Consider the following 25,034-nt stretch of genomic DNA (forward strand, 5'->3'; position numbering starts at 1 on the left):
AGGCTCGACATGGCGGGACGCATAACGGCGGTCCTCGGCCCCACCAACACCGGCAAGACCCACTACGCGATCGAGCGGATGCTGGCGCACCGGACGGGCGTCATCGGCCTGCCGCTGCGTCTCTTGGCGCGCGAAGTCTACGACCGGATCGTGGCGGTGCGGGGTCCCTCGGTGGTGGCGCTCGTCACCGGCGAGGAGCGGATCGTGCCGCCGCGCACTGCCTGGTGGGTCTGCACGGTGGAGGCGATGCCAGAGGGGATGGGCGTCGACTTCCTGGCGGTCGACGAGATCCAGCTCTGCGCCGATCCGGAACGCGGGCATGTCTTCACCGACCGGCTGCTGAGGGCGCGGGGCCTGCACGAGACGCTATTCCTCGGCTCCGACACGATGCGGGGGGCGATTGCGGCGCAGGTGCCCGAGGCGACGTTCCAGCGGCGCGAGCGGTTCTCGACGCTGAGCTATTCCGGCGCGCGCAAGATCAGCCGGATGCAGCCGAGGAGCGCGATCGTCGGCTTCTCGGTCGAGAACGTCTATGCCATCGCCGAGCTGATCCGCCGGCAGAAGGGCGGCGCGGCGGTGGTCATGGGTGCGCTCAGCCCGCGGACGCGGAACGCGCAGGTGGCGATGTACCAGAACGGCGACGTCGACTACCTCGTCGCCACCGACGCGATCGGCATGGGGCTGAACCTAGACATCGACCACGTCGCGTTTTCGTCCACCGTGAAGTTCGACGGGCGGCGGATGCGGCCCTTGGCGCCGAACGAGCTGGCACAGATCGCCGGCCGGGCAGGGCGGCATATGAATCACGGCACCTTCGGCGTGACGGGCGAGGCGCGGCCGCTGGAGGACGAGACGGTGGAGGCGATCACCGCGCACCGCTTCACGCCGATCAGCCGGCTGCAGTGGCGCAACCCGCGGCTGGACTTCGGCAACCTCGACCGTCTGATCGTGTCGCTGGAGCGGCCGACCGAGGACATCTGGCTGGGGCGCGCCCGCGAGGCGGACGATCTGGGCGCGCTGAAGTCGTTGGCGGAGGTCGCCGAGGTGCGGGCGCGCGCGTCGGACCCGGTATCGGTCAGGCTGCTATGGGACGTATGTCGGATCCCGGACTTCCGCGGAATCAGCTCCGGCGAACATGCCGGGCTGCTCGAGCGGATCTTCGGGTTCCTGCACCAGCACGGGCGGGTGCCGGACGACTGGCTGGCGCGGCAGGTGCAGCGGATCGACCGCACCGACGGCGACATCGATGCCCTGTCGAAGCGTCTGGCCTACATCCGGACGTGGACGTATGTGGCCCAGCGGCACGGCTGGGTTCGGGACGAATCACATTGGCGCGACGCGACCCGCGCGGTAGAAGACCGCCTGTCGGATGCGCTGCACGACGCGCTCACACAGCGCTTCGTCGACCGGCGGACGAGCGTCCTGCTGCGGCGGCTCAAGCAGAGGGAGGGCCTGTTGGCCGAGGTGAACGACAAGGGCGAGGTGACGGTCGAGGACCAGTTCGTGGGGCGGCTGGAGGGCTTTCGCTTCCGCCAGGACGCCAGCGGCTCGGCTGACGAGGCGCGGACGCTGAGGCAGGCGAGCCTGCAGGCTCTGCGGCCGGAGATGCACCTGCGCGCTGACAGGTTCTACAACGCGCCCGACACCGAGCTCGACTACACCGAGCAGGGCGGCCTGATGTGGGGCGAGCATGCCGTCGGCAAGCTGGTGCCCGGGCCGGAGCCGCTGAGGCCGCAGGTGCAGGCATTCGTCGACGAGGAGGCGGGGCCGGAGGTAGCGCAGAAGGTGCAGCGCCGTCTGCAGCACTTCATCGACCGCAAGGTGGCGACGCTTTTCGAGCCACTGCTGGCGATCCAGCGGGACGAGCCGCTGACGGGCCTCGCGCGCGGCTTCGGCTTCCGGATGATCGAGGCTCTGGGCATCCTGCCGCGTGAGCGGGTCGCGGGCGAGGTCAAGGAGCTGGACCAGGAGGCGCGCGGGGCGCTGCGCAAGCATGGGGTGCGGTTCGGCCAGTTCACCGTGTTCCTGCCGCTCCTGCTAAAGCCCGCGCCCACGCGGCTCAGGCTGGTGCTCTGGGCGCTGGCCAACGGACACGACGAGTTTCCAGAGAGTCCGCCACCCGGACTCGTGACGATACCCGCCGCCAAGGACGCGCCGGCGGGCTATCACGAGATGTCGGGCTACCGCCAGGCGGGCGAGCGGGCGATCCGCATCGACATGCTGGAGCGGCTGGCCGACATGCTGCGCAACCGGGACAGCCGCGGCGGGTTCGAGGCGACGGCGGACATGCTGTCGATCACCGGCCTGTCTCTGGAGCAGTTCGCGCGGCTGATGGAGGGGCTCGGCTATCGCGCCGAGCGGGGCGAGCGGCCAAAGGCCGCGCCGGTTCGTCCGGCGGCGACCGAGGAGGCTCCGGTCGGCGAGCCGGTCGAGGCGGATGGCCCGGAGGCCGCGCCGCCTGCGGAACCCGCGACGGCTGCGGACGGACAGGCTGCGCGTGAGGAGGAGGAGTCCGCCGACGGATCGCAGGAGGAGCCGCCCGAGGCGAAGGCTCCGGCAGATCCTTCGTCCGAGGCGGCGCCCGAGCAGCCGGAGGCGGGCGTCGAGATCTACTATACCTTCACCTGGATGAAGCGCGGCGGCCGGCGCGAGGCCAGCGCGGCCGCTGGCGGCAAGGGCCGCGCGGCCGACGCGAAAGACGGGCGCGGCCGCAAGGGTCCGCCCAAGGGCAAGCGCCAGCCGCCCAAGGACAAGGCGCCCAAGGACAAGCCGCGCAACTTCGAGTCGCGTCCGCCGCGACGCAATGATCGGATCGACCCGGACAACCCGTTTGCCGCCGCCCTCATGAACCTGAGGGACAAGTCCTGAGCGAGGCACCGCCGGCCAGCGTCAGGATCGACAAGTGGCTCTGGCAGGCCCGCTTCTTCCGCTCTCGCGCGCTGGCCACCAAGGTCGTGCTGGCGGGCCATGTCCGGGTCAACGGCAATAGGGTGGCGAAGCCCGCCCGCAGCGTCGGCCCCGGCGACGTGCTCACCTTCCAGCAGGGCCGTGTCGTGCGGGTGATCCGGATCGAGGCGCTGGCCCAGCGGCGCGGCCCCGCGACCGAGGCGCGCACGCTCTACACCGATCTGTCGCCGCCCGAAGCCGAGGCGCGGCAGGGCCGGCCGGAGCGGGACGAGCGACGCGATGCCATACTTGCGAAGCGCAGGCCGCTTGAATAGCAACCGGCGGTCGCATAGTGCGAGGCAACAGCCAGCTACGAGGTCCGCATGACCTATGTCGTCACCGACAATTGCATCGCCTGCAAGTACACCGACTGCGTCGAGGTGTGCCCCGTGGACTGCTTCTACGAAGGCGAGAACATGCTGGTGATACACCCGGACGAGTGCATCGACTGCGGCGTCTGCGAGCCGGAGTGCCCTGTCGACGCGATCCGGCCGGACACCGAACCGGATATGGAGCAGTGGGTCGAATTCAACCGCAAGTACTCCGAGCAGTGGCCTGTGATCGTCACGAAGAAGGACGCGCTGCCTGACGCCGACGAGATGGACGGCAAGCCGGAGAAGATGAAGCTCTTCTCGGAGGCTGCCGGCGAAGGGGGCTGATTCGCGCATCTCTCGGCGCGAAGCTGCCGAGAGCCGCCTACCTGACCGTTTTCGCCTGAATTGCAGGATCCGTTGACGCTGCGGCGCCGGACTTGGCGAAGCATCGTTTTTTTGCTATATATAGGGAGCAGAGATTGGGACCCATGGGGTGCTCGGATCGCATGGGCTGCGCGATCCGGTAAGTGACGATGCAAGACGACGGGCAAAACGTGGGGTGCCCGCCGTCTTTCTTGTCGCCGCCCGCGGGCAGCTATGAGGAACGAAGTTTCTATGAGCAAGAACAAGAACTCGGACTTCCGGCCGAACGACTATGTCGTCTACCCCGCGCACGGCGTGGGGCAGATCGTCTCGATCGAGACGCAGGACATCGCCGGCCTCACCTTGGAACTCTTCGTCATCTCGTTCGAGAAGGACAAGATGACGTTGCGCGTCCCCACGAACAAGGCCAGCGAGGTGGGCATGCGCTCGCTCTCGTCGCCTGACATCGTGTCGAAGGCGATGGCCACGCTCCGCAGCAAGGCGAAGGTCAAGAAGGCCATGTGGTCGCGCCGCGCGCAGGAGTACGAGCAGAAGATCAACTCCGGCGACCTGATCGCGATCGCGGAGGTCGTGCGCGACCTGCACCGCGCCGACGACCAGCGAGAGCAGAGCTATTCGGAGCGGCAGCTCTACGAGGCAGCGCTGGAGCGCTTGACGCGCGAGATCGCGGCCGTGAGCGGCGACGAGGATGCGGCGCAGCGTCAGGTGGGCGACGTGCTGCTCAGCCGCGCGGCCTGACCGGCCGCCGAAGGATGTCTTGGCCCGGCAGGGCTGCGAAGAACCTTCAGGGCGCCCGGCCATATGGCCGTGGCGCCCTTAGCATGGTTGGCGTCAATTGGGCATGGCCAGTGTGACGGTCCGTCCGCCCTTGACGTAGTCCAGCCGGCTGGACGCGATGGAGGCGATGCGGCCGCCGTCGACGCTGTCACCCACCTTCACCTTGACGTAGCGCCCCGTCGGAAGGCGCAGCAGCGCCCTCCTGTTCGAAGCCGAGCCGTAGACGCCGATCAGATTGAGCCGGTTCAGCCGGATCGCGTTGGGCAGCGTCGCCTGGCGCGCAACCGACGCCTGCGTCGGGATGTTCGGTCGCACCGTTGGGTTCGGTACCGCAACAGCCTGCCGTTCTGCCGGTGGCGGAGCGACGGCCGCCGGTGCGGTGCTCGCTGCAGCCTGCGACGCCTGCTCGCGCGCCTGCTGTGCCAGCGCCGCGAAATCGGTCCCGGCAGCCACGTTCGCCGCGACAACCGCAGAAAGATCCGGCCGAACCCGCGGCCGCGCCATCGGCTCCGCAGGAACGACGACGGCCACCGCCATCTCGGCGGGGCGCAGACGGGGACGCGTTCCCGGAAGCGCTTCGACAGGAGTTGTCACCTCGGCCACTTCCGGCTCGGGCTCCTTTCGCGTCGCCGCTTCGGGGCCGGGGCGCATCGGTGGGACGAGGGGCGGCGCGCCGGCATAGATCAAGGCACCGTCCGGCGTCAGCACGCCGTCCGGGGTGGCGACCACGAGACCGCGGTCGTCGAACGTGTAGGTCGTGCCGAAAGTCGGTGGAAGCAGGACCGGCTGCGGCGCCACGTCCGCCATCACCAGCGGCTCGGCCAGCGCGATGGCGTCGTGGGCACCGGACCTCCCGTCGAAGTCCGGCAGGTAGATCTCGTCGGCGAAGTCAAAGTCCGGCGCGACCCATACGATCTCGTCCTCGCTGACCGCGCTCGGCTGCGCAGATGGAGGTGTCGCTGCGGGTTCCGGGGCGGCGGCGACGACCGTCCGCTTCGGTTCCGCGGATGGAACTTCGGCGATCGCCGGAGCCGCCGGTGCCTCCGCCTGGTGCGCCGTGTCCGCCGGCGCCGGCGTGGCGGCGGGACGCCCGCTCCAGGCGAAGACGCCCGCAGCGACCGCGACGGCGGCCAATGCCGCGGCGAGCGGCAGCCGGCGCCGCCCCGCGGACCGTTCGAGCTTCGAACCGCGCGCGATCTCGCCTCGGGGCCGCTGCGGCACCTGGGGCAGGGGCGTCACGGCCGGCGGCTCGGGCTGCGGGTGCGCGGCGGCCGGTCGCAGGCTCCGAAAGGCGGGCGCCTCGCGGGGCGCGAGCTTGAAGTGCGGGACGCCGGGGAACTCTTCCGGCGCAGGCCGCGCGGCGAAGGATTGTCGGACGAAGCCGTGCTGATCAAGGAAGCTTTGCGCCTCGGCCAGCGTCTCGCGCGCCACCACCGCGACGCGCGACGTGCCGCCGTCGAGCCTCACGTCCCAGATCAGGTCGCGCACGTCGTAGGACGTCGCGCCTTCGAGGCGTGTCGCAAGGGCGTGTTCCACGCCTTCGCCCGCACCGGCGATGTCGAGGTAGAGGATCTGCGAGCGCGGGATCAGCGCATCGACCGGCAGCGGACCGTCGCGGCCCGCGGTGCGGCGAAGTTCGGCGAGGCGGGCGCGGAAGGAGGGGTCGTCCAGCCGGACCTCTCCCAGGCTCTCGTCACCGAAGTCCGTCTGCGCGAGCAGGCGGACGCGATCCAGACCCAGATCGAGCGCAAAATCGGCTCTCATGAACGAAGACCTACCATGAGCGTCGTTCCCTTCGCACAGCGTGTTCTCCCGCGCGCAGACTAGGGCAGCTTCTTGCCGAAACCTAGTCCTCTCCGTAACCTCGGCCGGCGTCGCGGCCAGTCGGCCGCCGGTCCGGGGAGGTAGTCGAAGGTGGTGAAGATGCGATTTATGCCGGTTGTGCTGGCGGTTCTGCTGAGCGGTGCAGTGCAGGCGCAGGAGGCGCCGTCGCTGACGGTGCAGGGCGAGGGGCAGGTCGCCGCGGTGCCCGACCTCGCGACGCTGAGCGTCGGCGTGACCACCCAGGCGGGGACGGCAGGCGAGGCGCTGGAGCGGAACTCGCAGGCAATGGCGGCGGTCCTGGAGCGGCTGCGTCAGGAGGGGGTCGAGGATCGCGACCTGCAGACCGACGTGCTGTCGCTCTCGCCCCGCTACGCGGACCGGCCGGCGCCTGACGGCGGGCACCCCGAGGTCATGGGATACGTCGCCGAAAACACTCTGCGCGTGCGGGTGCGGGATCTCGACCGGCTCGGTGCGGTTCTCGACGCCGTGGCGGACGAGGGAGCGAACACGTTCCGCGGCCTCAACTTCGGGATGCAGGAGCCGCAGCCGCTGCGCGACGAGGCCCTGCGCGAGGCGGTGGCCGACGCGACCCGCAAGGCGGAGCTGCTGGCGGACGAGGCGGGCGTCGCGCTTGGTGAAGTCCTGCGCCTCGACGCCGCCGAGCCGCAGCGCGGGCCGTTCCCGCAGGCGGAGATGCGCATGGCGATGGACAGCGTCCCCGTCGCCCGGGGCGAGGTCGGCATCGAGGCGACGGTGACGATGGAGTTCGCGATCGGCGCCGCCGAATAGCGGCGCCGTCGCGGGGTCAGGCGGTGGCCCTGGCCAGCGCCTGATCCAGATCGGCGATCAGATCGTCGGGATCCTCGATCCCGATCGAGAGTCGCACCAGCTCGGGCGCCGCGCCCGCGGCGCGCTGCTGGTTCTCGTCGAGCTGCCGGTGCGTGGTCGATGCGGAATGGATGATGAGCGACCGGGTGTCGCCGAGGTTCGCCACGTGGCTGAAGATCTCGACCGCGTCGATCAGCTTGACGCACGCGTCGTACCCGCCCTTGACCGCGAAGGTGAAGAGCGCTCCGGCCCCCTTGGGACAGACGGTCGGCATGCGGCTCTTGTACGGCGAGCTGTCGAGGCCGGCATACGTCACGTAGTCGACGCGCGGATCGCTCTCCAGCCAAGTAGCCACCCGGACCGCATTCTCGACGTGCCGCGCCATCCGCAGGCTCAGCGTCTCGATCCCCATCAGCGTGTAGTGCGCCGCCTGCGGGTTCAGCGTCATGCCGAGGTCGCGCAGCCCGATGGCGATGCTGTGGAAGGTGAAGGCGAGCGGGCCGAAGGTCTCGTGGAACTTGAGCCCGTGATAGGCCGGTTCCGGCTCGCTGAGCGACGGGTACTTGCCCGAGGCCGACCAGTCGAACGTGCCGCTGTCGACGAGGACGCCGCCGGTCACGGTGCCGTTGCCGGTCAGGTACTTGGTGGCCGAGTGCACCACCAGCGTCGCGCCGAGCTCGATCGGGCGGCAGAGGTAGGGCGTGGCCGAAGTGTTGTCGACGATGAGCGGCAGGCCGGCCGCGTCGGCGATCGCCGCGATGGCGGGGATGTCGGTGATGTAGCCGCCCGGATTCGCGATCGACTCGCAGAAGATTGCGCGGGTGTCGTCGTCGATGGCGGCGCGCACCGCGTCCTCGTCGTCGAAGTCGACGAACCTCGCGGACCAGCCGAAGCGCTTGATCGTCTGGGTAAACTGGGTGACCGTGCCGCCGTAGAGGCGGGTCGAGACGACGATGTTGCGCCCCGGCGCCATCAGCGGGAAGAGCGCCATGATCTGAGCCGCGTGACCCGACGAGCAGCAGACGGCGCCCGCGCCGCCCTCCAGCGCCGCGACACGCTCCGCCAGCGCCTGCACCGTTGGGTTGGTCAGGCGCGAATAGATGAAGCCCACTTCCTGCAGGTTAAAGAGCGCCGCGGCATGGTCGGCGTCGCGGAAGACATAAGCGGTGGTCTGGTAGATCGGCGTCTGGCGCGCACCGGTCGCGGAATCCGGCTTCGCGCCCGCGTGGATCTGCAGTGTGTCGAAGCCGTAGCTCGGGCCGTCCGTCATGGCGCTCTCCCCTATGGATGTCGCGCCTGATTAGTCGACGGCCCGAGCACGGGCAATGCCGGTGGCGGACGACCCTATGCGGTGGCTGGCCGGGGCGCCGTGGCGGCGCGGCCGCCGACCGCCGCGTCCTCCCACGCCGTCGGGTCAATATCGTGACCCGTCCATGCCGCAGGGTCCAGCACCGGCTCGTCCGCCCCCGCGGCGAGCTGCGCGCGGTAGTCGTTCACGAGCCGCAGCGCGACCGGGAACAGCATCGCGATCGCCAGCAGGTTCACCAGCGCCAGCACGCCCATCAGCGGGTCCGAGAAGAAGAAGACCGCCGTTGCGGCCGGGGCCGCCGAGCCGAGGAACACGAGGCCGATGATGGCGATCCTGAGGATGTGGAACGCGGGGGGCGAGTGAGTGAAGACGCTGAGCGCGTTCTCGCCCAGATAGTAGTTGTAGATGATCGAGCTGAACGCGAAGAGCAGCACCGCGATCGAGAGGAAATATTGGCTCCAATCGCCGACGTGGCTCACCAGCGACTGCTGCGTCAGGACCACGCCGTCGATGTCGGCGCCCGGGACGTAGACGTCGCCCAGCAGGATCATGAAGGCGGTGGCGCTGCAGATAATCATCGTGTCGATGAAGACCGAGAGCGACTGCACGATGCCCTGGCTGACCGGGTGCGGTACGTAGGCGACCGCCGCGACGTTGGGCGCGCTGCCTAGACCCGCCTCGTTGGAGAAGAGACCGCGGCGCAGCCCTTGCGCCACGGCCGCCCCCATGCCGCCGCCGACGGCCTCTTGGAAACCGAAGGCGTTGGCGAGGATGGTGCCGATGACGCCAGGCAGTTCGGCGATGTTGATCAGGATGATGACGAGCGCCAACCCGATGTAGCCGATCGCCATGATCGGCACGATGACGTCTGCGGCCCGCGCAATGCGCCGGATGCCGCCATAGACGATGAATCCCGTCAGGACCGCCAGCGCCAGCCCCGTCCAGATCCGGCCGATCCCGAAGCTGTCCTGCATCGCGCCAGCGACGGTGTTGCCCTGGAAGGCGTTGAAGCCGAGGGCGAAGGCGGCGATCAGGCAGATGGCGTAGAGGATGGCGAGCCAGCGAAACTTCTCGCCCAGCCCGTGGATGATGTAGCGCGCCGGCCCCCCCCGATAGGTGCCGTCACCCTCGGAGCGCTTGTAGAGCTGGGCCAGCGAACACTCGATCAGACTCGTGCACATGCCGACGAGGGCAATCGCCCACATCCAGAAGACGGCACCTGGTCCACCAAGCGTTATCGCGACGGCAACCCCTGCGATGTTGCCTCCGCCGACCCTGCCGCCGACCGAGACGAGGAGCGCCTCGCGAGAGCTCACGTGCCCTTCCGCACCTTTCTCGTGGCCCTTGAGCACGCCCCACATCCGTCCGAAGAAGCGGAACTGGACGAAGCCGCTCGCGATCGTGAAGAAGCAGCCGAGGACGACGAGGAACGGGATCAGCGACCAGCCCCACGTCCAGTCTCCGATCCATCCGAAGAATACCTCGAGAAATCCCATGCCGTTTCCCTCGCTGCGTTGCGCGCTGACGCCGGGACGCTCACGCGGCTGTCGTTCCCGCAAGTCTGGCCAAATTGCGCCGGATCGCAAAGAGAATGTTGCCGGCGCCTCGCGCGACGGTGGCGGCGCTCATCCGACGGCCGAGGCCGGCACATGACAACCGGGCCTGGCCGCGATGCGTGCCGGACGTCCGGCCGGGCCGATGCGGAGCGACGCTTGGAACCCGCGCCCGGCGGCGGTGTTCGGGTCTCGATGACTTCAATTGCATCTGAGAAGTCGCACCTGCTCGTCGCATCCGGGATAATCGCGCTGCTCGGTGCCGCGGCGCTCCTGATCGGCGTCGTCGTGGGCAGCATCTTCGTGCCGGACCATGACTGGGTGGCCGAGACCATCAGCGACCTCGGGGCGGGGCCGCTGGAGATCATCGTCGACATCGCGCTCTACGGTTACGCGGCGGGACTGATTTCCCTGTCGATCGGGGCCGCCCACGCGCATCTCGGGGATCGCTGGTGGTCCGTCGGGATCTTCTCCCTCGCCATCATCGCGGCGCTGGTGGTGATGGTCGGTGCGCGGAACGAGTACGGCGACTCTGACCGCGACGGGATCGTGATCCACATCTACCTCGTGTACCTGCTTGGCGTGCTCTTCGCGCTCGCCCCGCTCTCGATGGCCAAGGGTGCCGGCAGCGTCCACCTCGGCTACCGGCGGATCTTCCGTCTCTGCGGCGTCGCATGGGCGGTCGCGGCGCCGGTGTTCTTCTTCGTGCCGACCAGTGTCGACGGCGTCTACGAACGGCTTCTGGGAATGATCGCGCTGATTTGGACCTGCTCGCTGGCATGGCTGATCCTGCAGCGCGGGAGGGATGCCGCCGTGCGCGGGGTGTGAGCGCAGAGCAGCTCCGCACGCTTGCATTGTAAGGGTGATGGTGGGCGACCCTGGAATCGAACCAGGCGTGGGTCTCCCCGGCGGAGTTACAGTCCGCTGCCGCACCTTGCAGCACGTCGCCCGACGCGCCGGCGGGGATACCGGCGCCTCCCGGAAGCGTCAAGGCGAAATCCGCTTGCCGCGCGGCGGGCCCGCGGGCATGGAAGGCCGCGATGAAGAAACCGAAATGGGTCATCGACAAGGAGCGCGCGCGCCGCGCCGGCGCATCCGAGACCGTTTGGCTCTTCGGTCTCCACGCGGTGCGCGATGCGCTGCTGAACCCGCGGCGCGAGGCGCTGCGCCTCGTCGTCACGCGCAACGCGGCAGATCGCCTTGGCTCGGCTCTCGCGCACGGTCCTGAAGCCGAGGTCAGAGACCCGCGGCGCTTCGACGTGCCTCTCGACGCCGGGTCCGTGCACCAGGGCGCTGCGCTCGAGGTGCGGCCGCTCGACTGGGGCGGTGTCGAGGAGGTGTGCGCGCCAGCGCCGGACGAGGCTCCGGTCCTCGTCCTGCTCGATCGCGTGACGGACCCTCACAACGTCGGCGCGGTCCTGAGATCTGCGGAGGTTTTTGGTGCACGTGCCGTGATTGCTCCGGCGCGCCATTCCGCGCCCGAGACCGGCGCGCTCGCCAAGGCGGCGTCGGGCGCCCTTGAACGGCAGCCGTATCTCCGGGTGAGAAACCTCGCGGACGAGATGCTGCGGCTGCGGGACCTGGGATACGCACTGGTCGGTCTCGTTGGCGAGGCGGATGCCGACCTGGGCGACGTGCTGCCGTCGGGACCCGTAGCGATCGCGCTCGGGGCCGAGGGGCCGGGGCTTCGGGAGAAGACGCGGGAGACCTGCGGTTGTCTCGCGCGTATCCGCGCAGCGGGCGAGTTCGGCTCGCTCAACGTGTCCAACGCGGCAGCGGTTGCGCTCTATGCGGCGTCTCGACGCCGAGCGGACTGAGCCACTCGAAAGTCGCGCTCGCAGGACCTAAGTTGCCGCCGATGCCCGACGTCAAGATCGCCACCTGCTGCTATTGCGGCACGCGCGCCGCGCTCACGCTCAAGGGGCGCGAGCGGCATGAACTCGCCTGCGCCTCCTGCGGTGCGCCGCTCCACGCGATGAAGCGGCTCAAGGCCAGGCAAGCGCCCGTCGCGCGGCGCGAGATCCCGCACCAGCCGTTGCCGCGCCGACCGAAACGACGGAAGAAGTCGATCAAGCACCGCCTCTTCGCCAAGGCGCTCGACACGATCGAGGACATCTTCGACTGAAGGCTCACGCGGCTTCACGCATTCGTGCCGGGTCTTCCAAGTGGCGGCGGTGGAGCGCACCTTCGCCGGGTCTCACGCTACCACGAATCGTCTCATGCTCTGCCGCCGCACCTTGCTCCTGTCGTCACTCGCGATGCCGGTCGTCGCCGCGCTTCCGGTCGAAGCGGGGCACCCGCCGATCTTCGCCGAGCACGGAATTGCCATCCGTGGCGCCGATCCCGTCGCCTACTTTACCGCAGGCGGACCTGTTGCCGGCCAGATCAGTCAAGGCGTCCAGTGGGATGGGGCGGTCTGGCTCTTTGCATCGTCGGAGAACAGGGAGCGGTTCGAGGCCAACCCGACGGCCTACGCGCCGCGCTACGGCGGCTACTGTGCCTTCGCCGTCAGCAGGGGACACACCGCGCCGATCGATCCGGGCGCCTGGACGATCCATGACGGCGCTCTCTACCTTAACAGGACCCTGCGAGAGCGCGCGCTCTTCAGGCGAGACATCGCGGGTAACATCAGGCGCGCGGACGACAACTGGCCGGACGTCCTCGGCTGATCGCGGACATTTCACGTTTTCGCGCTATAGGCTGAAAAACTCAGTCCTTTCTCCTATCTTTCCCGTTACGGGGCATCGGTTTGGAACACCCTTGTCCCTATCACTGTCCCTCGTTCCGTGACTGGCGCCCGAGCATTGCTTCGGGCGCCTTTTTCTTCGACGGTCGCGGCGGGCGCAAAGAGGAAATGTCATGTCATCCGACGACGAGTTGCGCGACATTTTCCGGCGGACGCGGACCATCGCCTGCGTTGGTCTATCGCCCAATCCCGCGCGCCCCAGCCACTACGTCTCGGCGTACCTCGCCGGCGCGGGCTACCGCGTCGTCGGTGTCAATCCGGGGCAGGCGGGCCGGCAACTGCTGGGCCAGACGGTGGTCGCGACTGTGGGCGACGCCCCGGATGACACCGATATGCTGGACATCTTCCGGCGCCCGGGGCACGTGCTGCCCCTCGTGCGCGAGGCCATCGATGCGCTTCCGGGTCTGCGCACGATCTGGATGCAGGTCGGCATCCGCAACGACGAGGCTGCCGATCTGGCGCGCTCGCGCGGGATCGCGGTAGTGCAGGACCGTTGCGCGATGGTGGACCACCGGCGCCTGATGGCCTAGCGGCGCGCGGCCTTCTCCTCGATCCCCGAGCGTCCCTCGCGCCGCTCGAGTTCGGCCAGCACGTCGTCCAGCGGGATGTCGCGGGCGGCCAGCATCACCAAGAGGTGGTAGAGCACATCGGCCGCCTCGGCCGTCAGCTCCTCGCGGCTTCCCGAGGCGGCGGCGACGATCGCCTCGACCGCCTCCTCGCCGAACTTCTCCGCGCACTTGCCGGGGCCGCGCGCCAGCAGCCTTGCCGTCCAGGACGACTCTGGATCGGCGCCGCGGCGTGCCGCAACGGTGGCGGCCAGCCGCTCCAGCGCGCTCACGATAGCCTCATCGGAATTCCGGCCTCGGCCATGCGCGCTTTGGCCTCGGCGATGGTGTACTCGCCGAAATGGAAGATCGACGCGGCGAGCACCGCCGACGCGCCGCCCTTGGTCACGCCCTCGACGAGATGGTCCAGCGTGCCGACCCCGCCCGAGGCGATGACCGGCACCGAGACGAGGTCCGACACCGCCCGCGTCAGCTCGAGGTCGAAGCCCGAGCGGGTGCCGTCGCGATCCATCGAGGTCAGCAGGATTTCGCCCGCGCCCTGCCGCTCGACTTCCTCGGCGAAGGCCAGAGCGTCGAGGCCGGTGGAGCGGCGGCCGCCGTGGGTGAAGATCTCCCACCGGCTTAGCGCAACGCGCTTGGCGTCGATGGCGACGACGATGCACTGGCTGCCGAAGCGGTCGGCGGAGCGGGCGACCACCGTCGGATCCGCGACGGCGGCAGAATTGAAACTGACCTTGTCGGCGCCAGCCAGCAGCAGGCTGCGCACGTCGTCCGGGGTGCGGACTCCACCGCCTATCGTCAGCGGCATGAAGCAGTGCTCGGCCGTACGGGTCGCGAGGTCATACATGGTGCCGCGGTTCTCGTGCGTCGCTGCGATGTCGAGGAAGCAGAGCTCGTCCGCCCCCGCCGCGTCGTAGGCCTGCGCCGCCTCCACCGGGTCGCCCGCGTCGATCAGGTCGACGAAGTTGACACCCTTGACGACGCGTCCGTCCTTGACGTCGAGGCAGGGGATGATGCGGGTCTTCAGCATGATGCGCCCTCTGCCGTACCGGACAGCGCCGCAAGCGCCTTGCGCAGGTCCAGCGCGCCGTCATAGAGAGCGCGACCGGAGATGGCGCCCGCGACGACTCTGGTTTCGCGAAGCGCGATGAGGTCGGCGAGGGATGCGACGCCGCCGGAGGCGATGACCGGAACCGCGACCGCCCGCGCCAGCGCCTCGGTCGCCGCGATATTCGGCCCGCCCATCGCGCCGTCCCGGTCGATGTCGGTATAGATGATGGCGGCGATGCCTGCGTCCTCGAACCTTCGGGCGAGATCCGTCACCTCGACATCGGTCTCCTCCGCCCAGCCGCGCGTGGCGACGCGGCCGTTGCGCGCGTCGAGCCCGACGGCGACGCGGCCCGGATGCGCCCGCGCCGCCTCGCGGACGAGGTCGGGGTCTTCCACCGCGACGGTACCGAGGATGACGCGGGTCACGCCGCGGTCGAGCCACGTCTCGATCGTGGCCATGTCGCGGATGCCGCCACCGAGCTGCACAGGTACGTCGATCGCTGCAAGGATCGCCTCCACGGCCGCGCCGTTGACCGGCCGCCCGGCGAAGGCGCCGTTGAGGTCGACGAGGTGCAGCCACTCGCAGCCGGCCTCGACGAAGGCGCGCGCCTGCGCCGCGGGGTCGTCGCCGAAGACGGTGGCAGCCTCCATTTCACCGCGCAGCAGGCGGACGCACTGGCCGTCCTTGAGGTCTATGGCTGGCAAGAGGATCATGCACACGCTCCCGTTCGCGCGCGTTCTGCCCTGCGGCTGTCCGAATGCCAAGCCTTGCCGCCACCCGCCGCCTGTCGCGTTGAGGAATGCAGCCCGCTGACCGGCATAGCGACATCAAGGGCCGGATCTGCCTGCTCGACCGCGAGCGCACCTACAGCTCCAACAGGAGTTGAAGGGCGACGGGCCGTTGTCCGGCTGATCCCGGCTCGACTAGGGCGACCAGCGCAGGAAGTTGGCGATGATCCTGAGGCCGGCCGCCTGGCTCTTCTCCGGATGAAATTGCGTGCCGATCATCGTGTCGCGGCCGACGATGGCGGTGATCTCCCCGCCATAGTCGCACCAGGCCAGCCGCTCGGCCGGATCGTTCACCCGCAGGTGATAGGAGTGGACGAAGTAGGCGTGGTCGCCTGTTCCCAAGCCCTCCAGCACGGGGTGCGGGCGGTCGATCACGAGGTCGTTCCAACCCATGTGCGGCACCTTGAGGCCCACGCCCGGCGCAATCCGCACCACCTCGCCGCCGATCCAGCCGAAGCCCTGCGTCGTGCAATACTCGCGGCCGACGGTCGCCATCAGCTGCATGCCCACGCAGATCCCGAGGAACGGGCGGCCGCGCTTTTCGACAGCCTCGACCAGCGCCTCGTGCAGGCCGTGCTGCTCCTCCAGCGCCTCGCGGCAGGCGGGAAAGGCGCCGTCGCCGGGCAGGACGATGCGGTCGGCGCGGGCCACGTCCTCGGCCAGGCTGCTGACGACGATCTCGCCCGCGCCGGTCTCGGCCGCCATGCGCTGGAACGCCTTCTCTGCCGAGTGGAGATTGCCGGCGGCGTAGTCGATCAGGACTGTCGTCACAGCGTGCCCTTGGTCGACGGCACCGCGTCCGCGCGGCGCGGATCGGTCTCGACCGCCTCGCGCAGCGCGCGCGCTACTGCCTTGTAGGACGCCTCGGCGACATGGTGCGCGTTGAGGCCGTGCAGCGCCTCGACGTGCAGCGTAATGCCGCCATGCGTGGCGAGCGCTTGAAAGAATTCGCGCACCAGTTGGGTGTCGAAGGTGCCGATCCGCTCGGCCGTGAGGTCCACCCGCCAGACGAGGAACGGCCGTCCCGACAGGTCGAGCGCCGCACGCACCAGCGCGTCGTCCATCGGCAGGAGGCATGCGCCATAGCGGCGGATGCCGGTCTTGTCGCCCAGCGCCTGCGCCAGCGCCTGCCCGATGGCGATGCCTGTATCCTCGATCGTGTGGTGGTCGTCGATGTGGGTGTCGCCATCAGTCCGCACGGTCAGGTCGATAAGTGCGTGGCGCGACAGCTGGTCCAGCATGTGGTCGAAGAAGCCGACGCCCGTCCGGATGTCGTGCTGACCGACTCCGTCGAGGTTCAGCTCCACGCTGATGTCGGTCTCAACTGTTCGCCGCTTGATCGTCGCCCGTCTCATGCGCCCTCCACTGGCCGGCCGCCCTTATATGCCCGGCTCGCGCGGGGCGGAAGGGTGCGGCACCGGAACCGGCCCGGTCCGCCGCGCCTTGAGCGGATGAAGCCTTGCGTGCGGAGCAGCAATGTTCGTCTTCTTTTCCAACCGGCTCGGCTGCCTCGGCTCGATCCTCGTGTCGGTGGTGCTGACGCTCGCACTCCTCGCGGTCTTCGGCGTTTTCTGAGCCGGCATTTCCGTCCGGGCTCCATCGGTACGTAGCCCGAGAGCTGAGGCTGGCAGAGCTGCATTCGAAGCCGGCCCGGCGCAAGCGCCGCGTTCCGTCGGTGGAGGAAGAAGAGGAATAGTGCCCGGTGCAGGCATTACGCCGCAACGATCAGCTTCAGGGCGATCGTCCACATGACCAACGCCACGAACGCTTCGAGCGCGCGCCAGCTGGACGCAGACGTGAAGAGCGGTGTCAACCGCCTCGCGCCATAGCCGAGCGCGAAGAAGAACAGGAACGAGGCCGATACCGCACCGGCGGCGAACGACGTCCGGGCGCCGTCGAACTGGGTCGAGATTGAGCCAAGCAGAACCACCGTATCGAGGTAGACGTGCGGGTTCAGCCAAGTGATCGCGAGGCAAGCCGCCAACGTGGAGGATCGAGTGCCCGCCGCCGGAACCGCATCCGCCGCCAGCGCGTCAGTCGAGCGGAGGGCGGAAGACATGCTGCGCGCGCCGTACCAGACGAGAAATGCCGCTCCGCCATACCGCATGGCCGGCTCGATCCAGGGCAACAGGGTTGCGACGGTGCCGAAGCCCGTCACGCCGATGGCGATGAGCACAGCGTCGGACAGCGCGCAGGCGAGGCACACCTCGAAGACGTGCTCGTCACGCAGCCCCTGCCGCAACACGAAGGCGTTCTGCGCCCCGATCGCAACGATCAGGCCGAGGCTAATGATCATCCCGGTGAAGAAGACGGGCAGGTTCATGCAGCAACGCGGCTCGGACAGTTTTCCCTGAGCTACTTCTCGCAAGGGCAGATGCAAAGCCGATCTACCTCAGCCATCGGCGCGAGCTGTTCTTTTCCATGCCGGCCCGGACGCCGCAGGCGCTTCTGTTGGCGTCCGGATCACGCGCAGTCGTGTCGGCAACGGCTTGCGTGTTTGGATGACGCGCTCAGGCCGCCATCGGGAGGCGCAGGGCCTGCGCCTGCATTGGCGGCGTGGCCGGAGTGCGTTTCGGCAGCGTGACGTGGAAGGTGCTGCCCTCGCCCTCGACACTCTCGGCCGTCACCTGTCCGCCCATGGCCTGGCAGAGCTTGCTCGTGACGGCGAGCGCAAGTCCCGTGCCGCCGTAGCGTCCCGCGGCCGCCTCGCGCTCGGTGAGGAACGTCTCGAAGATCACGGGGAGGACGTCTTGGGCAATGCCACATCCCGTATCGCTGACGGAAATCTTGATCGCGTCCTTGTTTCCGAGGCGCGTGGCTTCGGTTGCGATCGAGATAGCGCCATCCCTCGTGTGGATCGCGGCGTTCTTGACGATGCTGGCGATGATCTGGACGACGTACATGTGGTCGATGACCACGGCGGACGTCTCCGGCGCGACGGAGACAGTGACCCTGTTGCCGTTCGTCTCGATCAACTCACGTTCCCCGGAGATCACCTCTTCGATGACCTGAGCGAGGTCGTGCGGCTTGGGGTTGAACCTCATCTTTCCGGAATCGATCTTGGCCAAGGTCAGAATCCTGTCGATCAGCCGTGTGAGATAGTCTCCCGCCTCAAGGATGCGGCCGAGGTCGCGATCCAGCATCCTGTCGCCATCCTCGCTACAGGACTCGCGGAGAAGCTCTCCGTAGCCCACGATTGCGTTGAGCGGGCTGCGCAACTCGTGGCTCATTCGCGCGAGGAACTCGGACTTCGCTGACGCGGCGCGATCGGCGGCCTGCAGCGAGCGTTGGAGCTCTGCGGTCATCATCTTCCGTCGCGCTACTTCCTGCTCTAGGTCGGCGCCGGCATCGAAGATGCGCGCATAGTAGATCGCCATCACGCTGACGTAGCACATCACGGCAAATGCCGAGACGGCGCCCAGCACCTTCAACGCGGCTGTCGGGATGTCGTTTGTCGGCGGCTCGAAGACGACATAGACGGCCATGAAGACGAGCGACGAGGCGGCACCGAGGAGGAGGAGGTCCCTCGTCATCCGGCGATCGCCGCCGATGTAGAACACCGACAGGACCGGGATGATCAGTATCCAGATGAGCGTTGGCGAATGAGCGCCGCCGAAGTGGAAGCACGCCCAGTAGATGGCGAACCAGTCGACGGCAATCGAGATCATCACCAGCTTCCGGTAGGAGACACCCCACTTCAACGGGAACGGAAAGACCCAGAAGGACAGGATACTCGCCGCCAGAACAAGGATCTCGAATCCCGGCGTCGGATCGAGCAGGTAGAGCGCCAGCGGGGCGCTGAGACCGAAGCAGGGTCCGAGGAAGTGGCTCAAGAGGAACATGCGGGCCTGGTTCGTCGCCTCCGGCTTTCCCGCCACGTGGTCGGGCAGGAAATACTCGGTAAGGTGCCAGTAGCATCGCGAGAACAGTGTCGAGATCTTGGCCGCCGTGCTCAATGGTCCTGTCCTTCTGCTGCGGCGCTCGCCTGCGCCGGCTCAAGGTCTACCGGGCACGTGTTAAGGAGAGGAAAAGCCGGATCTGCACTCGAAGTGTAGCGGAAAGGCTGCACTTTCAGGCGCAGACGCAGAAACAACCCGCGGGCTTTGCGGAGGACTGTTGTCGCGGGACAGCTATCTCCTCAAGTATTCCGACGAAAGCTCGTGCGATGTTCGCGCTGCACCCGGCGGGAACACATAGATTCAGGGAGCGGCGACATGACGAAATCCGCCGTGATCAGGCTTGTATGTCGCGCAACGGCGGCGGTTCTCGCGCTGGCGAGCCCGGCATTGGCCGCGGGACCGATGCCGATCGCAGATGCGCCCGTCGTGGCACCAGGACCGCCCGCCGTTCTCGACTGGAGCGGGCCTTATGCCGGACTGAGCCTCGGCGCATCGTTCGATGACGGGCGCGCACGAAGGGAAGACGCGGTGGGCGGGCTGATCGAGCGTGACGTGGCCCTCGGCCTCTTTCCCGGGTCAATCGATGACGAGGACAGGGCGTTGCTCGGTGGCGGGCACGTCGGCTTCAACACGCAGCGCGGCAGCTTCGTCGCAGGCGTCGAACTCGATATCGGCGGACTGGGCAAAAAAAACGAGTTCGAGTTCAGCCGCATCGATCCTGGCACAGGTCTGCCAGACTTCGAGGGCGTCAATACGGTCTCGGGATACAGTACGGATTTCGACAACCTTGCGAGCCTCAGGCTCCGGGCCGGCCTGAGCCGAAACCGCAGCCTCTTCTACGTCACGGCCGGAATTGCCGGCGGCGCCGTCGAGAACGAGTTCACGCTCGATCTCGAGGATCCGCGCGACCAGGTCGATTTTTCGGGATCATGGTCGGATGAGGGCACCCGAATCGGTTACGTCGTCGGCCTCGGTCTGGAGCATCGCTTGATGGACCGCCTGAGCCTGAGGGCCGAGGCGTCGTACTACGACCTCGAAGACGTGACGATCGAAGCTCGCGACGAGGTCGTCTTTCCTGGCCAGAGCCTGAGCTACGAGTTCGGCAATGATACCATCATCGCGGAAGTGGGCATCAGCTATCATTTCTGACTGACTCGCAGATTCCCGAGATCGAAAGCATCCGGTTCATGCTCCCTTAAACAAGCGGACGCTAGGACACCCCCGACTGCTGTAACGGGGTGATACCATGGGAACGAGTGAAGAGTTCAGCGTGCCGCAGCGCGCGCTCGAAGGGAGTATGAGGGACTTCCGGGTCCAGAAAGGGCCGGACCTGATCGGACGCTGTGAGGCGTTCTATGAGTGGCAGGACGTTCGCCGCCAGTGCGGCACCTGGCCGTTCTCGCGTTCGACCGAGAAGGGGCCGAGCGCCTCATGTGCAGTGCGCGATGACCGCGGCATCCTCGCCGAAGGCGTCAACTTCGCGTCGCAGGACTACCTGAGCCTCTCGTCGCATCCCGCGGTTGCCGCGGCGGCGAAAGCGGCGATCGACGACATGGGCGTCCATTCCGCCGGCTCGCCCGCGCTTGTCGGCAACACGTCGACCTCGATCGGCCTCGACCAGCAGCTGGCCGACTTCGTCCAGATGCGCGAGGCGATCCTCTATCCGACGGGCTGGGCCGCAGGTTTTGGCGTCATCAAGGGCCTCGTCCGCGACCACGACTACATCCTGATCGACGCGCTGGCTCACGCCTGCCTGCAGGTCGGTGCGGCGGCGGCGACCCGCAACGTGGTGCCGTTCCGGCACCTGAACGTCGACGACGCCCGCAAGAAGATCACCGCCATTCGCTCGGCCAATCCCGACGCGGGCATACTGATCGTGACCGAAGGGCTGTTCTCGATGGACAGCGACGTGCCGGACATCTCGGCATTCCAGACGCTGGCGCGCCAGTACGGCGCCCTCCTGGTCGTCGACGTGGCGCACGATCTCGGCAACCTCGGGCCTGGCGGCACGGGGCACATCGGTGCCCAGGGCATGCTCGGCCAGGTCGACCTCATCATGGGCAGCTTCTCCAAGACGTTCGGTTCAAACGGCGGATTCGTCGCCACCGACAACCGGGCGGTCAAGGAGTACCTGCGGTTCTACAGTCCCTCCTGCACCTTCTCCAATGCCCTGTCGCCGGCGCAAGTCGCCACGATCGCCAAGGCGCTCGAGATCGTCCGGTCCGAAGAGGGGCAGGTGCTTCGGGAGAAGCTGATGAGCAACGTGCTTTCGCTCCGCGAGCAGATCCGAAACCGCGGCATGGAATTCTACGGCGACCCGTCGGCCATCGTCGCGGTCAAGACCGGGGCCGAAGCCCTGGCGCGCCTGACGGCACGCGAGCTCCCCGCGCTTGGCCTGCTTGCCAACCTCGTCGAGTTTCCGGCCGTCGCCAAGGGCCAGGCTCGGTTCCGGTTGCAGGTCATGGCCGGACACACGGCAGACGAGATCGAAGCCGCTGCGGCGAGCATGGAAGCCGGCATGAAATTGGCCGCACTCCAGCTTGAGGAGCGCGTCTCGCCGGTCTTCTTGGCGAAGGCAAGCTGAAGAGCAAAATCCATTGATCCGGCTCCGCCCGCGGTGGAGCCGGTCGAAAAGGACGAAGGTGCTGCAATGATTTCGACTCTTGTCGAGTGGTTCGTTCCCGCGAAGCTCGTGAACCGGACGGACCGGGAGCTGGCAAACGTCTTTGTCTTCACGCACCTTTTCGGGCCGATGCTGGCTCAACCGATGTGGGCGTACATCTGGTACGTCTCCCTTCGCTTCGATGCGGTGCTCACCACACTCGTATTGTGCACGATGGGTTTCGTCGCGCTTCCGTTCGTCCTGAGGGCGACGGGGCGCATCCGGCTGGTCGGATTGATGTCGTTCCAGCTCCTGGCGATGACCTCGCTCTTCGCATCCTATCACTACGGCGGATTCAACTCGCCGTTCCTGCCGTGGCTCATCGTGAGCCTGGTTCTCGGGCTTCTGTACTGCAGCAAGAGGGCCCTCACGGTAATCTTCATCTTCATTCTGAACGTGGCGCTGTTTCTCGTCATTGCCGCCTTTACCTCGACCTCGAGCAGCATTCCGATCGAGCAGATGGGCGCGCTGTTCTGGCTCTCGGCCGGCTCCGCTACCGTCTACATCACGTGGATGGCGCTTTATTACTCGCGTATCGTCGGCCTCAAGTCTGAGCTCGAGGCGGAGGCCGATCGGAGCCGCAAGACGTTCTACGAGCTCGAGGAGGCGCGCACGAAGACCGAGGCGCTGGTCAAGATGCGCGCGCGCTTCTTCTCCAAGATCAGCCACGAACTCCGCACGCCTCTCAACTCGATCATCGGCTACTCCGAGATGCTGATCGAAGACCTGGAGGATTGTGGGAAGAACGACGACGTCCGCATCAAGGATGTTTCGCGCATCATGGCGGCGGGCAAGCACCTGCTGTCTCTGGTCTCACGCGTCCTCGACAGCAAGGCGATCGAGGAGGACGACGAGTTCCTTGGGATCGCCGCTTTCGAACTCGGCGACCTATGCAACGAGATCGTCGCGACCGCGCTGCCGATGGTCAAGAAGAACGGCAACCGGTTCGTGGTGAACTGCACCAGGCGGGACTACGTGCTGTCGAGCGACCCGATGCGGCTACGGCAGATCGTAATCAACCTGCTGAGCAACGCCGCGAAGTTCACCACCGAAGGCGTGATAAAGCTCGACTTCGACATCACGGAGCAGTCGGGCCGGGACAACCTGCGCGTGGCGGTCCTCGATACCGGCATCGGCATCTCCGAAGACGGCATCGCTCGCATATTTCGCAACTACGAGCAGGCCGAGGCCGACACGGTCGCCAAGTACGGCGGAACCGGGATCGGTCTGCCCCTGTCGCAGCATTTCTGCAACCTGCTCGGCGGCGAGATCACGGTGACCAGCCGGCCGGGACAGGGCTCCTGTTTCGTGGCCCAGGTCCCGGCTCACTACCGATCGACGGGTCCCCAGAAAGACAGTCTTCAGAAACCAGATCTCAACCTTCCGGCGCGAGTACAGCCTAGCCCGGCCATCGAAGGAATTTTGGCATGAACATCAACGTTACCTCGCCTGCGGAGATGACTTCGGCGGACCAGACATCGGAGCCGGGCCGGCCCGCGCGCATCCTTGTCGTCGATGACGTCGAAGACAATCGCGACATCTTCGTGCGCCGCCTGGGTCGTCGTGGGTTCGAGATGCTGGAGGCAGAGAACGGCACCGAGGCACTCGACATCGTTGAGCGTGAGCACGTCGACCTCATCCTGCTCGACATCATGATGCCGGACATCGACGGGACGGAAGTCGTGCGCAGGATCCGCCGAACCCTATCCGCCGATCAGCTTCCGATCATCATGGTTTCGGCCAAGACCCTGAGCGAGGACGTGGCCCAGAGCCTCGACCTGGGGGCGAACGACTATATCATAAAGCCGGTGGACTTCACCGTGGCTCTGGCGCGGATCCACTCGCAACTCGACCGCAAGCGGATCGCTGATGGCCAGGCGCTCGAAACTGCCAAGGACAGGGAAGAGCTGCAGCGGACCAGCGCGCTTCTCGAGAGCGAGGCCAGCGCTCGCAAGAGGTCGCAGGATCAGTTGCAGTACCTCGCTTATCACGACGAGCTCACCGGGCTGATGAACCGGGTCGCGTTCCGCGAGAAGATGACCAGCGCAATGGAAGATCCGCGGCGAGTGGAGCGGGGATACCACGCCCTCTTCATCGACCTCGATCGCTTCAAGGCGATCAACGATGTCTATGGCCACACCGTCGGCGACAACCTTCTGAGGCAGGTCGGGGCGCGCCTCACGGCGACGCTGAAGGATGCCGTGGCCGTGGCGCGCCTCGGAGGGGACGAGTTTGCGGCGCTGATCGCCGAGGACGGAGTCGCCAACAGAGCGCTCGAGCGCGCGCAGCAGGTTGTGGAAACGCTCAGCGAGCCATTCGAAAACGATGATGAGTCGCGGTGGCACATCAGCGCGAGCGTCGGCGTGGCGAACTCCGAGCTCTGTGACTTTCGCACCGACACGCTAATGAAGGCTGCAGACCTGGCCATGTACAACGCCAAGGCTGCCGGTCGTGGACGCACCGTCGTCTTCGAGCAGCGGCTGCTCGACGAGCAGCGCGAGCGGAGCCTGCTTGAGGTCGACCTCCGGCGCGCCCTCGATCGCGAGGAGTTCACGGTCTACTATCAGCCGCTGATCGACGCGAGCACGAAGAAGATCAACGGCTTCGAGGCGCTGGTGCGGTGGCACCATCCGGAGAAGGGTCTGATCTCGCCGGGAATGTTCGTTCCGGCGGCCGAGGAGTCCGGCCTCATCAACCGGCTTGGCGCATGGGTGCTCCGGCGTGCCTGCGCCGATGCGGCCGCCTGGGTGGAGCCGGTGCCGGTCTCGGTCAACCTGTCGCCTGAGCAGTTCCGGGACCCCGATCTGGTCAGCGCGATGAAGGTCGCTCTCGAGCGATCGGGACTGCCCGCGGAGCGGCTGGAGGTGGAGATCACCGAAGGGTGCCTGCTGGAGGCTGGAGAGAAGAACGTAGAAATCCTGGGCAGGATCCGTGAGCTCGGGGTGCGGGTCGCGATCGACGACTTTGGCACCGGCTATTCGTCCATGGCTTATCTGCAGAACTTCGTTTTCGACAAGCTGAAGATCGATCGTCGCTTCATCAGCGACCTGAACAGCAACGCGAACACGTCAGCGATTATCAGCGCGATTGTCCAGCTCGGCACCTCGATCGGCATCAAGACGACGGCCGAGGGGATCGAGACCGAGGACCAGCTCGAAGCGGTGATCGCTCACGGCTGCTCGGAACTTCAGGGCTTCTTGCTGAGCGTCCCATTGTCGCTCGAGGACACGGTGAAGTACATGGACGCGGCGCGCCAAGGCTGACGGGCTGGCGGCGCTCCACCGGCGCCGCCCCGGTTCGATGTTTCATCCTGACCGAGGCGGAGGCAGTGTAACCTTTTCTCCGCTCTGAGGCGGGCTTGACTGGGATTCTTCGGCCAAGATTGAG

24 protein-coding genes and 1 tRNA gene are annotated in these 25,034 nt (G+C 67.3%); 14 read left to right on the forward strand and 11 right to left on the reverse strand.

Translation table 11 applies throughout. The features are described 5' to 3' along the window. Nucleotides 1-9 precede the first annotated feature (9 nt). From JM664_RS08575 to JM664_RS08590, 4 genes are all read left to right on the forward strand, one after another. Nucleotides 10-2,868 (forward strand): helicase-related protein, encoded by a 2,859-nt coding sequence (locus JM664_RS08575; protein WP_227419501.1) that lies wholly within the window; start codon nucleotides 10-12, stop codon nucleotides 2,866-2,868. A gap of 26 nt (nucleotides 2,869-2,894) precedes the next feature. Next, nucleotides 2,895-3,221 (forward strand): RNA-binding S4 domain-containing protein, encoded by a 327-nt coding sequence (locus JM664_RS08580; RefSeq protein ID WP_406675786.1) that lies wholly within the window; start codon nucleotides 2,895-2,897, stop codon nucleotides 3,219-3,221. A gap of 48 nt (nucleotides 3,222-3,269) precedes the next feature. Next, complete coding sequence (gene fdxA / locus JM664_RS08585; protein WP_227419502.1) at nucleotides 3,270-3,605, forward strand: ferredoxin FdxA; 336 nt, start codon at nucleotides 3,270-3,272, stop codon at nucleotides 3,603-3,605. 270 nt (nucleotides 3,606-3,875) lie between these two features. Continuing rightward, nucleotides 3,876-4,382 (forward strand): CarD family transcriptional regulator, encoded by a 507-nt coding sequence (locus JM664_RS08590; protein ID WP_227419503.1) that lies wholly within the window; start codon nucleotides 3,876-3,878, stop codon nucleotides 4,380-4,382. A 93-nt stretch (nucleotides 4,383-4,475) separates the two neighbouring features. Here the strand turns inward: JM664_RS08590 and JM664_RS08595 are convergent, their stop codons facing one another. After that, nucleotides 4,476-6,185, reverse strand: a complete 1,710-nt coding sequence (locus JM664_RS08595) for a hypothetical protein (RefSeq protein WP_227419504.1) — start codon at nucleotides 6,183-6,185, stop codon at nucleotides 4,476-4,478. Nucleotides 6,186-6,344: 159 nt separating this feature from the next. Here JM664_RS08595 and JM664_RS08600 point away from each other — a divergent pair, with 159 nt between their 5' ends. Next, entirely contained in the window at nucleotides 6,345-7,034 is a 690-nt protein-coding gene (locus JM664_RS08600; protein ID WP_227419505.1) for an SIMPL domain-containing protein, read from the forward strand. Nucleotides 7,035-7,050: 16 nt separating this feature from the next. Here the strand turns inward: JM664_RS08600 and JM664_RS08605 are convergent, their stop codons facing one another. Together JM664_RS08605 and JM664_RS08610 are read right to left on the reverse strand one after the other, a co-directional pair. Then, the gene (locus JM664_RS08605) at nucleotides 7,051-8,343 is read right to left on the reverse strand and encodes an O-acetylhomoserine aminocarboxypropyltransferase/cysteine synthase family protein (protein WP_227419506.1); all 1,293 of its coding nucleotides are present in this window, start codon (nucleotides 8,341-8,343) and stop codon (nucleotides 7,051-7,053) included. A 74-nt stretch (nucleotides 8,344-8,417) separates the two neighbouring features. After that, nucleotides 8,418-9,878, reverse strand: a complete 1,461-nt coding sequence (locus JM664_RS08610) for an alanine/glycine:cation symporter family protein (protein WP_227419507.1) — start codon at nucleotides 9,876-9,878, stop codon at nucleotides 8,418-8,420. 252 nt (nucleotides 9,879-10,130) lie between these two features. Here JM664_RS08610 and JM664_RS08615 point away from each other — a divergent pair, with 252 nt between their 5' ends. Beyond that, nucleotides 10,131-10,763: a DUF998 domain-containing protein gene (locus JM664_RS08615; RefSeq protein ID WP_227419508.1), complete on the forward strand. Its 633-nt coding sequence runs from the start codon at nucleotides 10,131-10,133 to the stop codon at nucleotides 10,761-10,763. A gap of 38 nt (nucleotides 10,764-10,801) precedes the next feature. Here JM664_RS08615 and JM664_RS08620 read toward each other — a convergent pair. After that, nucleotides 10,802-10,885: transfer RNA gene (locus JM664_RS08620), tRNA-Tyr, on the reverse strand. 90 nt (nucleotides 10,886-10,975) lie between these two features. On the opposite strand from JM664_RS08620, the gene JM664_RS08625 reads away from it, so the two are divergent. From JM664_RS08625 to JM664_RS08640, 4 genes are all read left to right on the forward strand, one after another. Beyond that, nucleotides 10,976-11,752, forward strand: a complete 777-nt coding sequence (locus JM664_RS08625; protein ID WP_227419509.1) for a TrmH family RNA methyltransferase — start codon at nucleotides 10,976-10,978, stop codon at nucleotides 11,750-11,752. A 41-nt stretch (nucleotides 11,753-11,793) separates the two neighbouring features. Then, nucleotides 11,794-12,060: a hypothetical protein gene (locus JM664_RS08630; RefSeq protein WP_227419510.1), complete on the forward strand. Its 267-nt coding sequence runs from the start codon at nucleotides 11,794-11,796 to the stop codon at nucleotides 12,058-12,060. Between the two features lie 49 nt (nucleotides 12,061-12,109). Next, complete coding sequence (locus JM664_RS08635; RefSeq protein WP_227419511.1) at nucleotides 12,110-12,604, forward strand: YHS domain-containing (seleno)protein; 495 nt, start codon at nucleotides 12,110-12,112, stop codon at nucleotides 12,602-12,604. Between the two features lie 190 nt (nucleotides 12,605-12,794). Beyond that, nucleotides 12,795-13,211 (forward strand): CoA-binding protein, encoded by a 417-nt coding sequence (locus JM664_RS08640; protein ID WP_227419512.1) that lies wholly within the window; start codon nucleotides 12,795-12,797, stop codon nucleotides 13,209-13,211. Here JM664_RS08640 and JM664_RS08645 read toward each other — a convergent pair. The 7 genes from JM664_RS08645 to JM664_RS08675 all read right to left on the reverse strand — a co-directional run bounded on the left by JM664_RS08645 (nucleotide 13,208) and on the right by JM664_RS08675 (nucleotide 19,042). Further along, complete coding sequence (locus JM664_RS08645; protein ID WP_227419513.1) at nucleotides 13,208-13,519, reverse strand: phosphoribosyl-ATP diphosphatase; 312 nt, start codon at nucleotides 13,517-13,519, stop codon at nucleotides 13,208-13,210. The genes JM664_RS08640 and JM664_RS08645 overlap by 4 nt on opposite strands. Then, nucleotides 13,516-14,277: an imidazole glycerol phosphate synthase subunit HisF gene (gene hisF, locus JM664_RS08650; RefSeq protein WP_227419514.1), complete on the reverse strand. Its 762-nt coding sequence runs from the start codon at nucleotides 14,275-14,277 to the stop codon at nucleotides 13,516-13,518. Before hisF ends, JM664_RS08645 begins: the two co-directional genes overlap by 4 nt. Continuing rightward, nucleotides 14,271-15,011, reverse strand: a complete 741-nt coding sequence (gene hisA / locus JM664_RS08655) for a 1-(5-phosphoribosyl)-5-[(5-phosphoribosylamino)methylideneamino]imidazole-4-carboxamide isomerase (RefSeq protein ID WP_227419515.1) — start codon at nucleotides 15,009-15,011, stop codon at nucleotides 14,271-14,273. Before hisA ends, hisF begins: the two co-directional genes overlap by 7 nt. 210 nt (nucleotides 15,012-15,221) lie before the next feature. Beyond that, complete coding sequence (gene hisH, locus JM664_RS08660) at nucleotides 15,222-15,857, reverse strand: imidazole glycerol phosphate synthase subunit HisH (RefSeq protein ID WP_227419516.1); 636 nt, start codon at nucleotides 15,855-15,857, stop codon at nucleotides 15,222-15,224. Then, nucleotides 15,854-16,441 (reverse strand): imidazoleglycerol-phosphate dehydratase HisB, encoded by a 588-nt coding sequence (gene hisB, locus JM664_RS08665; protein ID WP_227419517.1) that lies wholly within the window; start codon nucleotides 16,439-16,441, stop codon nucleotides 15,854-15,856. Before hisB ends, hisH begins: the two co-directional genes overlap by 4 nt. 356 nt (nucleotides 16,442-16,797) lie before the next feature. Beyond that, complete coding sequence (locus tag JM664_RS08670; RefSeq protein WP_227419518.1) at nucleotides 16,798-17,409, reverse strand: LysE/ArgO family amino acid transporter; 612 nt, start codon at nucleotides 17,407-17,409, stop codon at nucleotides 16,798-16,800. Between the two features lie 187 nt (nucleotides 17,410-17,596). Then, nucleotides 17,597-19,042, reverse strand: coding sequence for a sensor histidine kinase (locus tag JM664_RS08675; protein ID WP_227419519.1), 1,446 nt, complete (start codon nucleotides 19,040-19,042; stop codon nucleotides 17,597-17,599). 258 nt (nucleotides 19,043-19,300) lie between these two features. Here JM664_RS08675 and JM664_RS08680 point away from each other — a divergent pair, with 258 nt between their 5' ends. The 4 genes from JM664_RS08680 (at nucleotide 19,301) to JM664_RS08695 (ending at nucleotide 24,910) form a co-directional block, all read left to right on the forward strand. Beyond that, on the forward strand, nucleotides 19,301-20,134 hold the full coding sequence (locus tag JM664_RS08680) for an outer membrane protein (RefSeq protein ID WP_227419520.1): 834 nt from the start codon (nucleotides 19,301-19,303) through the stop codon (nucleotides 20,132-20,134). A gap of 97 nt (nucleotides 20,135-20,231) precedes the next feature. Beyond that, entirely contained in the window at nucleotides 20,232-21,569 is a 1,338-nt protein-coding gene (locus tag JM664_RS08685; protein ID WP_227419521.1) for an aminotransferase class I/II-fold pyridoxal phosphate-dependent enzyme, read from the forward strand. Between the two features lie 66 nt (nucleotides 21,570-21,635). Continuing rightward, entirely contained in the window at nucleotides 21,636-23,078 is a 1,443-nt protein-coding gene (locus tag JM664_RS08690) for a sensor histidine kinase (RefSeq protein WP_227419522.1), read from the forward strand. Continuing rightward, nucleotides 23,075-24,910, forward strand: coding sequence for a putative bifunctional diguanylate cyclase/phosphodiesterase (locus JM664_RS08695; RefSeq protein WP_227419523.1), 1,836 nt, complete (start codon nucleotides 23,075-23,077; stop codon nucleotides 24,908-24,910). Before JM664_RS08690 ends, JM664_RS08695 begins: the two co-directional genes overlap by 4 nt. The last annotated feature ends 124 nt before the right edge of the window (nucleotides 24,911-25,034 follow it).

It is taken from the genome of Roseitranquillus sediminis (assembly GCF_016918935.1).
Lineage (GTDB): Bacteria > Pseudomonadota > Alphaproteobacteria > Rhodobacterales > Rhodobacteraceae > Roseitranquillus > Roseitranquillus sediminis.